This window comes from Paraburkholderia sp. CNPSo 3272 (genome assembly GCF_024206495.1).
Taxonomy (GTDB): domain Bacteria; phylum Pseudomonadota; class Gammaproteobacteria; order Burkholderiales; family Burkholderiaceae; genus Paraburkholderia.
The window spans coordinates 20,588-32,190 of sequence record NZ_JAMBPQ010000061.1; the positions used below are offsets into that span (position 1 = coordinate 20,588).

Consider the following 11,603-nt stretch of genomic DNA (forward strand, 5'->3'; position numbering starts at 1 on the left):
GCTGCGTGGCGCGATTCAATGTGCCTCGCGCGGTTTGTCATGCACGGCCAGCGCGCCATGCGCATCGAGCGGCTGCATCACGTCGAGCTTGCTCGCGCCAAGGCGCGCGCGCAGCGCTTCCAGATCCATTGAGGCCACGCGTCGCGCGTCGTCCGCCGCGGCCAGCGCCACCTGGATCTCCAGCCCCGTGCTCAAGTAGTGCAGCGTGATGCCTTCGACATGCACGTCATGCTCCGTCAACTCGCTTCGCAGGCGCGCCGCCACATCGTCGCGCGCAGGCAGGTTGGCCACGTAGCGCACGTGCATGTCGTCTTCGGGATCGACGTGAATCAGCGCGTCGAGCACGCGTGCATCGGTAAGCAGGCGCGCGCGCGCCGTCTCCGCGATGTAGTGCCCTTCGGAAACCGAAATCAGCGGATCGACGAGGATATGCGCATCGACGAGCGCGAGGTCGCCGGTCTTGCGGGTGCGCATCTCGTGCACGTCGAGCACGCCCGGCGTGCCCATCAGCAGCGCGCGCAGGTCCGCGGCGGTGGCTTCGTCGAGCGCGCGGTCGGAGAGGTCCTGCAGCGCGTCCCAGCCGAACACCCAGCCCATGCGGGCGACCATGAAGCCGACGATGGCCGCCGCGATTGGATCGAGCAACCGCACGCCCGCGAGGCTGCCCACGATGCCGATCGCCACGACGAGCGACGACGCCGCGTCGGAGCGCGCATGCCACGCATTGGCGATCAGCATGGCCGAGCGCACGCGCTGCGCCTCGCGCAGCATGTAGCGAAAGAGCCCTTCCTTCGAAACCAGCACGAGGAGCGCCACGACCAGCGCGCTCACGTGCAGCGCCGGAATGTCGCCGAGATTCATGATGCGCGTGCCGGCGCGCACCAGCATGCCGACGCCCACCGCAATCAATAATGCGCCGAGGAATAACGACGCGACGGTCTCATAACGGCTGTGGCCGTAGTTATGATCGGCGTCCGGCTTCGCGCCGCTATGCCGGTTGGCCAGCAGCACGACGAAGTCGGAAACGATATCGGCCAGTGAATGCACGCCGTCGGCGATCAACGCCTGCGAATGCGCAAACACGCCAATGACGAGTTGGAGCACCACCAGAACACAATTGACGGCAACGCTGACCCACGTCGTGCGGCGTGCGACCTCGTGTTTATCTGATAAGGGCGGGGCGGTAGAAGAAGTCATGCGCGGCGAGAGAGCAAATTAGGGAATAACCGCGATTGTAGCGACCGTGTGCGTCGATTTTATGGATATCCCTAAAAATCTCTTTTAAATCAGATGCCTACAATAGCAAGAAGCATTCGCATTCATACCGCGGACAGTGCTCGATCCAACCGCGCGCGGCGCAGAAAATCAAAAAGCCGCGCGTCCCCGGACTGCGCGGCTTCTTGTTTTCGAGAATCGGGAGATAGCTCGCCCGACTCCCGCTCCTGCTTTCACATGCGCCGCGCGTTGAAACCCGCCGCTGACAAGTTGATTTACTTCTGGATCAGAAAACGATCGCGGTCTTGACCGGCGATCCAGCGCGGCGGCTTGCCGCGGCCCGACCAGGTGCTGCCGCTGTCGGGATCGCGGTATTTCGGCGCGACGCTCGCACGCGAACGGCTTGCTGCCTTCGCGGCTTTGGCGCTGGCGCGGCCGCCACCGAGTTCCGCCAGGGTAATGCCGTAGTCGGACATTTTTTGCTTGATTTCATCGAGGACCTCGGCATATTCGCGAGCCTTCGCCTCTTCAATCTGCTTTTCCAGCTTCTCTCGCTGAGCGAGAAGTTCCTTGTAGGAAGACATAGGTGCCCTTGTGGTTTGATCTTAATGGCTACTGATCTCGCGCCAGTATGCCGATTGATAGATGCGTGCCTCGGAAATCGGTGGCGAGATTAACACAGATTTGAATGCCGGGTCGCGTGTAAGCAATAAAAATAATTAAAGCCAGATTTGCAATCAAGCGCCTTCCAGCAAGGGTCTAACTCATTGTCATTTCGTGCAAATCGGTATTTTTACTAAATCCTGCTTTTGGCAGATAAATCCACATCTCATAATTAGCAGCGGATGAAAATTAAATGCGTTGAAATACGTCAAACATTTCATCGCATGACAACTTTGAGCCAATCAACGGGGACAGAACGAGTTGCTGCGAAGCAGCATGACGCCACACGCTATATACCGCGGCGGATAACGCGCGCCTCAGTGAAATAAACCGTCATTGCGTATGGCGCTCAATGCAGTCCGCTAGCGCCGCATGCAAGGATTGCAAATCAAGCTGTGGCGCATCGAAAACGAAACGCGTGCGGGCGCCTCCGATCATGAGATCCGCGCCGTAGCGATCCACGCCTGCGAGATCCAGATCAACGCGGCGCGCGGGATGCGTTTCGAAAAAGCGGATCAGCGTGGTCTCCTCGGCGGGAGCAAGCGGCGCCAGCGTGTCGAGATCGGCGCCGTCCATCCAGCCCATTGCGCCAAAGCCGCCGATATAGCGCAGCCGCTCGACGTGCATGACCCAGAACGCGAAGTCGCCGAGTGCGAGATAACGCTCGGCGTCTGGGTGATACCGCACGTAGCGCCGCGCCAGCGCCTCATTCGCTTCATGGCCGGCAGAATCGACCGGCGCGACCGGTTCGAAGCGGCCGAGCAGCGTGGCGCGCGGGGCGTTCAGCACGTCGGCGTCGGGTGCGTGCGCGACGAGAAAGCCCGCGTGCGGGTCGTCGAGCAGATTGCGCGTGTGCTCGGCCAGGCGGCTCACCAGAATCACCGGACGATGCCGCGCGTCGGGCGCGAACGGCAGCAGCGTGGGATACGGGAAGCCCCGCGGCTCGCGCGAGTGCGTGGCGAGCGTGCCGGTGGGCGCCTGGTGCAGCAGATGCAGCGGGGCGTGAGCGGGAATCTTCAAGGGCGCGTCCTCGAATCGAACGATGGATTCTGCCGATATTAGAGCAGCTGGCCCGGCCAACGCGCTGCGACAGGCCGTTCGCACCTTCGTTAGAATCATCGTTTGCTTTCAGGCGCCTTCCTGGTCCCTTCTCTCTCTTTTGCCCGGAATTCCCGTGTCCGACCGACCGACCGATCCCGCCCTCGCCGTTGCGAGCCCAGCCGCCCACCATCGGGCGCTGCCCGCGGCCACGCGCCATCGCGCCCGCATCGCGACCATGGCGCTCTTTTTCGTCGCCGGCATGATGTACGCGTCGTGGGGCGTGCACGTGCCCACCGTACGCGACAAGTTCCATCTGAGCCCCGCGCTGCTCTCCTATGCGCTGTTCGCGGTCGCGGGCGGCTCGATTGCCGCGATGACGACCATCGGCGGCTGGATCGCGCGCGTGGGCTCGCGCCGCGCCTGCCTCACCGGCGGCCTCACGATGTCCGTGTGCGGCGCGCTGATCCTGGTGGTCCCGTATTACTGGATGCTGATCGTCGTGCTCGCCTTTTTCGGCGTTGGCATGGCCACGCTCGACGTCGCCATGAACGCCGAAGCGAGCGCCGTGGAAGAAGCCGTCGCCAAGCCGATCATGTCGGGGCTGCACGGCATGTTCAGTCTGGGCGGCATGGCCGGGGCGGCGATTGGCGGCGCGCTGCTCGCGCGCGGCATGGCGCCGGCGCTGCATCTCTTTCTCGCTTCGGCGCTGGCGGCGCTCGTGCTGTTCGTCTCGTGCCCGGCTGTCCTGCCGCACGTGCCGCACGCCACGCACGGCGAGCACGCGAAAACCGGCAACCGCTGGCGCACCCCCGCGCTCTGGGCGCTCGGCGCCATCGCGCTCATCGCCCTGATCGCCGAAGGCGCGATGTACGACTGGGCCACGGTCTACATGCGTGACGTGGTGCTTTCCACGCCAGCGCTCGCCAGCGCGGCCTACGCGGCGTTCTCGGGCGGCATGGCCGCGGCGCGCTTCGCCGGCGACGCCGTGCGCGCGCGCTTCGGCGCGCCGCAGCTCGTGATGGCGAGCGCCTCGCTCGCATGCGCGGGCATGATCGGCGCGCTGCTGCTGCCGTTCTCGTTCACTGCGCTCACGGGCTTCACGCTGATGGGGCTCGGCCTCGCCAACATGATGCCGGTACTGTTCGCGGCCGCCGCGCGCGTGAAAGGCATCCATGCGGCCGAAGGGCTCGCGCACGTCGCGGGCATCGCCTATTTCGGCTTGCTGTTCGGGCCGGTGGTGATCGGCGGCATCACCCAGGTGACCAACCTCACGGTCGGGCTCGCCGTGGTGGCGCTGTGTGCGGCGCTCGTGGCGTTTGCGGGACCGAAGGTGTTGCGGCGGTTGGGAATCTGAAGGCGCATCGATTACTGCGTCTCTCGCAACCTCAAACAAAAAAAAGCCCGCGAGCCGAAACTCGCGGGCTTTTCCAATCGCGTGAGCGAAATCGGTAAATACGCGCTAAGCGCGATTTACATCTTCACGACGTCGAGCAGCGACTTCTTGCCCGACTTGTAGTTGTACAGCGAGATCACGCCGTGCTTGAGGTCGCCCTTCGAATCGAAGGTCGTCTCGCCAATCACGCCCTTGTAGTCCGTCGTCGGCATTTCGGCGAGGATCTTTGCCGGATCCGTCGAGTTCGCACGCTTCATGGCGTCGACGATGATGTACACAGCGTCATACGTGAACGGTGCGTAGATCTGGATCGGCTGGCCGAAGCGCTTCTCGAACTTGGTCTCGAATTCCTTGCCGCCCGGCATCTTTTCGAGCGCCATGCCCGCTTCCGAACACACGATGTTGTCGGTCGCGTCGCCGGCGAGGTCGGCCAGCTTGTCGGTACAGACGCCGTCACCCGCGAGCACCTTCGCGCGCAGGCCCAGCTGCTTGGCTTGCTTGGCGAACGGGCCGCCCGTGGCGTCCATGCCGCCGTACATGATCGCGTCGGGGTTTTCGCCCTTGATCTTCGTCAGAATGGCGCGGAAGTCCACGGCCTTGTCGTTCGTCGCGTCATGCGACAACACGTTCATGCCGAGCGACTTGGCGGTCTTCTCGAACTCGTTCGCGAGACCCTGGCCATAAGCCGTCGAGTCGTCGACCACGGCAACGGTCTTGACCTTCAGGTTCTTCGCCGCGTAATTCGCGAGCGCCGGGCCCTGCTGGGCGTCGGTCGCCACGACACGGTAGGTCGTCTTGAAGCCTTGTTGCGTGTAGGCCGGGTTCGTGGCCGACGGCGAGATCTGCACGATGCCTGCATCGCTGTAGATCTTCGATGCCGGGATCGACGTGCCCGAGTTCAGGTGGCCGACGACGGCAACGACCTTGTCGTCGACGAGCTTCTGCGCGACCTGGGTGGCCGTGCGCGGGTCAGCTGCGTCGTCTTGTGCGTCGAGCACGAGCGTGACCTTCTGGCCGCCGACCATGAGGCCCTTCGCGTTGATCTCTTCGACTGCGAGACGTGCACCGTTTTCGTTGTCTTTACCGAGGTGCGCAATCCCACCCGTAAGCGGCGCGACGTGGCCAATCTTGACCGTAACGTCTGCGCTCGCTGCCGTTGCGAACGACGCGAACATAATGGCCGCAGCGCTGATCGGCAACAGCTTGTGAAGCTTGATAGTCATGTAAGTCTCCAGTTTCGAACCCAAAAGCTACGTAATCGCCCAGTGCTCCCGCGCCCCGAACGTGTCGCTCCCCGTGCGGACGACCACGCAGGATGCATCCTTGATGCACCTGGCCAGCATGGCGAATGGTCCGTTCATGGCGGGCCGCCCGTCCATACTTGCGCGCAAGTGTAGGTGATCAAATTAATTTGGGGGATTTTTTTCAGATATTGGTGCGAGTACCAATATGCGTACTGCAAGAACAGTTCGAAACCCTGATCAATCGACCGCAAGCCTTATGTAATAAGGCATCCCGCCTTGTGATCCAATTATTGGGAGATTCCCTGAGAGGTCCCGCCGCGAATCGTTTTGAGTTTATTTGACGGCAGTTATTGGTGTGTTAGCGCACGCGTTCGGGGATTACACCAGGGCGCCTTGCGACCATAGGAGAATCCCTCGCCTTCGCGATAACGTTTGCGAGTCGCGCGCGCTTCGAGCACGCGCTTTGTTGCGCGTGCCGGTTCAAGTAAGCATTCGATTAATTTCGCACGGCGACGCGTTGTAGACCCGCAGCCCATGCGGGCGCGTTCCTCACGCGTCGTGACTGAATTTGCGTGACACCGCGCGCCATTCGGCATCGAGTCAGGCGACGTGCGCGATGCGCGAGCAGAACTCATGGAGGCAATCCTTATATGGCTGAATGAGCGATGAACGCTACAAGATCGCTACCGACTCTAGCCAAAGCCCTCGCGCCCGAAAAATGAATAATCGAGATCATTACGATCCGCTTGCAAGAACGAGTTTTCGGTGGCGTGCGCTGCAGAGGTTCAAGGGCCTATGGCAAACTGGCTCCCCGATTTCGCGACGCGCCGCGGGCAGTGTGCGAGCTGCCTGCCAGAGCGCTGCGGCGCGTCGCAGGACTCATTGATGAAGACGGAGAAACAACATGAGCGTTTCGACCAAATGGATCGATATTCCCGCCGGCAATGACAGCTTCGGCGCCTACCTCGCGCTGCCCAAGGGCGGCAAGGGCCCGGGCATCGTCATCCTGCAGGAGATCTTCGGCGTGAACGGGCACATCCGCGACGTCGTCGAGCAATACGCGCTCGACGGCTACGTGGCCATCGCCCCCGACGTGTTCTGGCGCGCAGCCCCGCGCGTCGAGCTCGATTACGTGGGCGCGGACCGCGATCGCGGCATCGCGCTCATGCAGAAGACGGACGTCAACCTCGTGGTCGACGACATCGCCTCGACGGCGGCCGCGCTGCGCGCGCTGCCCGAGTGCACGGGCAAGGTCGCGGCGATCGGCTACTGCTTCGGCGGCCGTCTTGCCTACCTTGCGGCCGCCAGCGGGTCGGTGGATGCGGCGGTCTCCTACTATGGCGGCGGCATCCAGAATCAGCTCGATCTCGCCGACAAGGTCACCAAGCCGATCCTCTTCCACTACGCCGAACTCGATCACGGCATTCCGCTGTCGGCCGTGGGCCAGGTGAAAGAGCGCTTCGCGGGCCGCCCGAACGCCGAATTCCACCTGTACCCGAACGCCGATCACGGCTTCAACTGCTCGGTGCGCGCCTCGTACAACCAGCACGCTTCGGCGCTCGCGCACGGCCGCACGCTGAGCTTCCTCGCCGAGCATCTGTAATAGCCTTCGGGCGGCGACGGCGGTTGTCGCGAAAATGCCCGTCTGTCGTTGCGCACGCCTTGGTGCATCGATGCGTGCGCAACGACAAACCCCTCAAGCGCGCCGCCCGCTTACACTCCTTGCGTAGCCCGTATCGCTCAACCCGGCCCAACCCGACGACGAGGAGTGCGCGCCTTGCAGTCCGACTATCTGGAATACGACGCCATCGGCCTCGCCGATCTCGTGCGCCGCCGCGAGGTGAGCGCGCGCGAGCTGCTCGACACCGCCATCGCCCGCGCGGAAGCCACCAATCCCGCGATCAACGCCATCGTCCTCAAGGACTATGAAGCGGCGCGCGAGCGCGCGCGGCGCATCGAGGCGACCGGCAACGGCGTGAGCTCGCTGAGCGAAGGGCCGCTCGCGGGTGTGCCGTTTCTCGTCAAGGACCTCGGCGCCGCCGTGGCCGGGCTGCGCATGACGCTCGGCAGCCGCCATTACCGCCACTACATTCCCACCGCCGACGCGCCCGTGGTCGCACGCTTTCGCGCCGCGGGCCTGAATATCTTCGGCAAGACGAGCGCCTCGGAACTCGGGCAGATGCCGTATACCGAACCGGAGCTGTTCGGCCCCTGCCGCAACCCGTGGAACCTCGATCACACACCCGGCGGCTCGAGCGGCGGCGCGGCCGCTTCGGTCGCGGCGGGTATCGTGCCGCTCGCGCACGCGTCCGACGGCGGCGGCTCGATCCGCATTCCGGCGTCGTGCTGCGGGCTCTTCGGCTTCAAGCCGTCGCGCGCGTTCCAGCCGGTGTCCGACGTACCGCCGCCGCCCGGCGCGCTCGGCGTCGATCTCGCGGTGTCGCGCAGCGTGCGTGACAGCGCGCTGATGCTCGACCTGATCGCCGGCGACCCCGCGCTGCCTGCCGGCGCGCCCGGCACCTTCCTCGCCGCCGCGCGTGCGCCGCTCGACGGCTCGAAGCCGCTCGCCATCGCGCTGTTGACCGAGCCGATGTTCGCGGACACGGTCGCACCCGAAGTCCGCAGCGCGCTCGACGACGCCGCCGAACTGCTCAGGTCGCTCGGCCATCGCGTGGAGCCGTATTCGCTGCCCGTGGATTACGGGCAAGCGCGCGAAGCGTTCCTCATGCTGTGGTCGGTGGTGGCCGAGCAGTACGTGCTGCACGCGGACGACATCACCGGCACGAAGCCGCGCCGCCGGGAGTTCGAGATAGCAACGTGGGCCATGGCGCACATCGGCCAGAAGCTCGGCGAGCGCGAACTGCCCGCGGCGCTCGACGTGCAGCAGCGCATCACGGCGCAGCTCGCCGACCTGATGAAGCGCTACGACGTGCTGCTGTGCCCGACGCTCGCGGCGCCCCCGGTAAAAATCGGCGAACTGAAGCCAAGCCAGACCGAGCGCATCCAGATGCGCGCGGTCACGGCCATGCCGGTGGAAGTGCTGATGAGAAAGCTGCTGACCGAAGCCTCGAACAAGGCGTTCGCGTGGGCGGGCTGCACGGAGCTTTTCAACCTGACGGGCCAGCCGTCGATGTCGGTGCCGCTCGCGTGGAACGCACGCGGGCTGCCGATCGGCGTTCAGTTCGCCGCACGCGAGGGCAACGACGCGCTGTTGCTGCGCCTCGCCGCGCAACTGGAGGCGGCGCGCCCGTGGTTCAACCGCCGGCCGCCCCTGCTGCAGGCGCGGCTCTAGCGCGGCTGCGCTTGCATGAACGACGTGCGCGGGCAGCGAGACGCGTGGGGTCTACGTCCTGCGCGCCCGCGCCGGTTCGTCACGCCTTCTTGTTATAGGCGCTGCACCAGCCCTTGCCCGCGACCTGCTTGCCGCCGAACATCGGGCACGGCGCGAACGCGTCGGCAGCCTTGCCCTGGTAGAACGTGCAGTTGCTGCAGTCCTGGCCGGCGGCGTACTTCGCGAACTTCGTTCGGTCGACCTTCGTCGCGTCGAGCTTGTAGCCGAGCGCCTGGGAGGTGGGATCGGATTCGGCAGCCTTGGGCGCGTCGGCGAAGGCCTGGCGCGAAAGCGCGAGCGTCGAAGCGACGCCGATGCTCGTGATCAGAAAGCTGCGGCGGGACGATTTCATGTGACTCACTCCAGTATTGTGGCGATTCGTTCGCTGGGTTTTCGCGCGGCGCTTTCGTGTGGCGCGTGCCGCGCATGCCTCTGAGCCGCTCTGGTGGCGGCGTCGCGAAGAAGCTTAACAACGAAGCAAGCCCAGATGACGCTGCAATGCTGGAGATAAGTGAGCGGCATGATGCCGCCCGGCGCAAGAGGGGTGCAAAGCCCGATCAATCGAACGAAGCCATCTCGCACACGCGCTGCGCGATCGCAAGCGAAGCCGTGAGCCCCGGTGACTCGATGCCGAACAGGTTCACGAGGCCGCGCACACCGTGCGACGCCGCGCCCTGGATCATGAAGTCGGCGGCGGGTTCGCCCGGCCCGGAAAGCTTCGGGCGGATGCCCGCGTAGGCGGGCTGCAGCGCGCCGTCGGGCAGCCCGGGCCAGTAGGTGCGGATCTGCGCGTAGAAGGAATCGGCGCGGCGGGGATCGACGTCGTAATCGACCGCATCGATCCATTCGACGTCGGGGCCGAAGCGCGCCTGGCCGCCCAGATCGAGCGTGAGATGCACGCCGAGGCCAGCGTCGTTGGGCATCGGGTAGATGAGACGCGAGAACGGCACGCGACCCGAAACGCTGAAGTAATTGCCGCGCGCCAGATAGAACGGCGGCACGTGGCGCGCGTCGAGCCCGCGAATGCGCCTGGCGAGCTTCGTCGCATACAGGCCCGCGCTATTGATGACGCAGGCGGCGCGGATGTCGATCGGCGCGCCGCCGCCCGTTCGCACCGTGAAGCCGCTGCCCAGCGCATCGATCGACTCGACCGGCGATTTCAGCGCGATCACGGCCCCGTCGCGCTCGGCGTCGCCTTGCAGCGCAAGCATGAGCTGATGGCTGTCGACGATGCCGGTTTGCGGCGAGTACACGGCCGCGACGCATTCGAGCGCCGGTTCGAGCGCGAGCGCCTCGCTGCCGCTGATGCGCGTGAGGTCGAACACGCCGTTTTCCTTGCCGCGCGCGCGAATCGCCTCGAGTTGCGGAATCTGGTTCGCCGCCGTGGCGACGAGCAGCTTGCCGCAGCGCGCGTGCGTGACGTTGCGCGACGCGCAGTACTCGTAGAGCATTTCGCGCCCGCGCACGCACAACGTCGCCTTGAGCGAGCCGCGCGGGTAATAGAGCCCGGCGTGAATGACCTCGCTATTGCGCGAACTGGTGCTGGTGCCGATGGCCTCGGCGGCTTCGAGCACGATCACCTCGCGCCTGCGCGCGGCAAGCGCACGCGCAATGGCGAGGCCGACCACGCCCGCGCCGATCACTACGCATTCGATCTGGTCCATGTCCCTGCGTCCCGCCTTCGCAGCGCCGGCAGGCAAGCCAGCCGCACCGCGATCCTCTCTGCCATGGGGTGGTCAGCGCACAACGCGCGCCGCCGCGTGACAAAAATTGTACGCCGCCCGGCGGGGAGACCACGCCAGACTCTCGCAAGGAAAGCGCGGAAGGGAACAAAGCGGTGCTGTCGCCGCGCACCGGCCCATGCGTCAGTTGGCGACGTTGCGAGCGTGGAAGGAGCCCGTGACCTGCTCGCGGGGCGCGGTATAGCCGCCCATCGCGTATTGCTGCGGATAAGCCGGCGAATTCGGGTCCAGACTCAGTTCGCCGTGAGCACGGGCACTGGCCAGTTCGGCCCTAACTTCGGCGCGCGTCTTCGGGGCGTTCGCGGCGACTGCGGCGACCGCAAGCGACTGCACCCCTGGGGTCGCCGCATCATCGCCGGCGAATGCGGGCGCTGTAACCAGGGCGGTGGCGGCGCTGACCAGCAGGGCAGCAAGCGTAATGGACTGCTTCATGGCGATGCTCCTTCGAGGCGATGCCCGGCAAGCTTTGCAACTCATGCTGGCCAGCCGGCGGAATCCGGACGACGTGTGGACACGTCGAAGCCAGTGTAAACACGGGCTATCGAAAAACCATCCCGATAAGCAACAAGTCACCGTTGCAGCCACGACAACAAATCCCCCAAAAAACGCCGGAGAAATTTATGTCTGTTGCGTTTCAATAACCAATCACGCGGCAGGCGATGGTTGAAGCGCGCCTGCCGCGTCCCCATCTGTTCTGGACCGCTGCGGTCCGGCGTTTGCGAACCCGGTATAGGATCGATGGTCAGAACGTACCCGCCCCGCCGTAGCGCTGCCGACTCTGTCGCCTCGCGCGGCGCCGTGCACGGAGCCTCCTATATGAATTTGTGGAAACCTTGCCTCGCCCTGCTGCTCCTGGCCGCCCTCGCGGGAACGAGCGTGTGCGCACTGGCGCAAGCCACCGCGCAGCCGGCTTATACGACGCCTTCGGAACCCCCCATCCTGCCGGGCGCGCAAGCGCCGGCGGAGCCCCCGCC

Annotated in this window: 11 protein-coding genes; 4 read left to right on the plus strand and 7 right to left on the minus strand. The window is 65.0% G+C overall.

Annotated features, from left to right (window positions below):
• Nucleotides 1–15 precede the first annotated feature (15 nt).
• The 3 genes from M3I53_RS35770 to M3I53_RS35780 all read right to left on the minus strand — a co-directional run bounded on the left by M3I53_RS35770 (nucleotide 16) and on the right by M3I53_RS35780 (nucleotide 2,898).
• On the minus strand, nucleotides 16–1,197 hold the full coding sequence (locus M3I53_RS35770; protein ID WP_254320496.1) for a cation diffusion facilitator family transporter: 1,182 nt from the start codon (nucleotides 1,195–1,197) through the stop codon (nucleotides 16–18).
• Between the two features lie 293 nt (nucleotides 1,198–1,490).
• Nucleotides 1,491–1,799: an H-NS family nucleoid-associated regulatory protein gene (locus M3I53_RS35775; RefSeq protein WP_028203151.1), complete on the minus strand. Its 309-nt coding sequence runs from the start codon at nucleotides 1,797–1,799 to the stop codon at nucleotides 1,491–1,493.
• 412 nt (nucleotides 1,800–2,211) lie between these two features.
• On the minus strand, nucleotides 2,212–2,898 hold the full coding sequence (locus M3I53_RS35780) for a HugZ family protein (RefSeq protein WP_254320497.1): 687 nt from the start codon (nucleotides 2,896–2,898) through the stop codon (nucleotides 2,212–2,214).
• A gap of 154 nt (nucleotides 2,899–3,052) precedes the next feature.
• On the opposite strand from M3I53_RS35780, the gene M3I53_RS35785 reads away from it, so the two are divergent.
• Complete coding sequence (locus tag M3I53_RS35785) at nucleotides 3,053–4,273, plus strand: MFS transporter (RefSeq protein WP_069265204.1); 1,221 nt, start codon at nucleotides 3,053–3,055, stop codon at nucleotides 4,271–4,273.
• Nucleotides 4,274–4,389: 116 nt separating this feature from the next.
• Here the strand turns inward: M3I53_RS35785 and M3I53_RS35790 are convergent, their stop codons facing one another.
• Entirely contained in the window at nucleotides 4,390–5,535 is a 1,146-nt protein-coding gene (locus M3I53_RS35790; RefSeq protein WP_254320498.1) for a branched-chain amino acid ABC transporter substrate-binding protein, read from the minus strand.
• A gap of 925 nt (nucleotides 5,536–6,460) precedes the next feature.
• Here M3I53_RS35790 and M3I53_RS35795 point away from each other — a divergent pair.
• Together M3I53_RS35795 and M3I53_RS35800 are read left to right on the plus strand one after the other, a co-directional pair.
• Nucleotides 6,461–7,159, plus strand: coding sequence for a dienelactone hydrolase family protein (locus M3I53_RS35795; protein WP_254320499.1), 699 nt, complete (start codon nucleotides 6,461–6,463; stop codon nucleotides 7,157–7,159).
• A gap of 174 nt (nucleotides 7,160–7,333) precedes the next feature.
• Nucleotides 7,334–8,848 carry an amidase gene (locus M3I53_RS35800; RefSeq protein WP_254320500.1) on the plus strand — a complete coding sequence of 505 codons (1,515 nt, stop codon included), beginning with the start codon at nucleotides 7,334–7,336 and terminating at the stop codon, nucleotides 8,846–8,848.
• Between the two features lie 79 nt (nucleotides 8,849–8,927).
• On the opposite strand, the gene M3I53_RS35805 is transcribed toward M3I53_RS35800, so the two are convergent.
• The 3 genes from M3I53_RS35805 to M3I53_RS35815 all read right to left on the minus strand — a co-directional run bounded on the left by M3I53_RS35805 (nucleotide 8,928) and on the right by M3I53_RS35815 (nucleotide 11,061).
• Complete coding sequence (locus tag M3I53_RS35805; protein WP_254320501.1) at nucleotides 8,928–9,239, minus strand: high-potential iron-sulfur protein; 312 nt, start codon at nucleotides 9,237–9,239, stop codon at nucleotides 8,928–8,930.
• Between the two features lie 205 nt (nucleotides 9,240–9,444).
• Nucleotides 9,445–10,551, minus strand: a complete 1,107-nt coding sequence (locus tag M3I53_RS35810; protein WP_254320502.1) for an NAD(P)/FAD-dependent oxidoreductase — start codon at nucleotides 10,549–10,551, stop codon at nucleotides 9,445–9,447.
• Nucleotides 10,552–10,752: 201 nt separating this feature from the next.
• Entirely contained in the window at nucleotides 10,753–11,061 is a 309-nt protein-coding gene (locus tag M3I53_RS35815; RefSeq protein ID WP_254320503.1) for a DUF4148 domain-containing protein, read from the minus strand.
• Between M3I53_RS35815 and M3I53_RS35820 the strand changes: the two genes are divergently transcribed.
• Nucleotides 11,060–11,296 (plus strand): hypothetical protein, encoded by a 237-nt coding sequence (locus M3I53_RS35820; protein ID WP_254320504.1) that lies wholly within the window; start codon nucleotides 11,060–11,062, stop codon nucleotides 11,294–11,296. The two genes, M3I53_RS35815 and M3I53_RS35820, sit on opposite strands and share 2 nt — an antisense overlap.
• The last annotated feature ends 307 nt before the right edge of the window (nucleotides 11,297–11,603 follow it).

Bases quoted from the DNA above. Each gene is read 5' to 3' on its own strand.
- M3I53_RS35770 (WP_254320496.1), bottom strand. From the start codon at position 1,197: ATGACTTCTTCTACCGCCCCGCCCTTATCAGATAAACACGAGGTCGCA.
- M3I53_RS35775 (WP_028203151.1), bottom strand. From the start codon at position 1,799: ATGTCTTCCTACAAGGAACTTCTCGCTCAGCGAGAGAAGCTGGAAAAG.
- M3I53_RS35790 (WP_254320498.1), bottom strand. From the start codon at position 5,535: ATGACTATCAAGCTTCACAAGCTGTTGCCGATCAGCGCTGCGGCCATT.
- M3I53_RS35795 (WP_254320499.1), top strand. From the start codon at position 6,461: ATGAGCGTTTCGACCAAATGGATCGATATTCCCGCCGGCAATGACAGC.
- M3I53_RS35805 (WP_254320501.1), bottom strand. From the start codon at position 9,239: ATGAAATCGTCCCGCCGCAGCTTTCTGATCACGAGCATCGGCGTCGCT.
- M3I53_RS35810 (WP_254320502.1), bottom strand. From the start codon at position 10,551: ATGGACCAGATCGAATGCGTAGTGATCGGCGCGGGCGTGGTCGGCCTC.
- M3I53_RS35820 (WP_254320504.1), top strand. From the start codon at position 11,060: ATGGCGATGCTCCTTCGAGGCGATGCCCGGCAAGCTTTGCAACTCATG.
- M3I53_RS35815 (WP_254320503.1), bottom strand. From the start codon at position 11,061: ATGAAGCAGTCCATTACGCTTGCTGCCCTGCTGGTCAGCGCCGCCACC.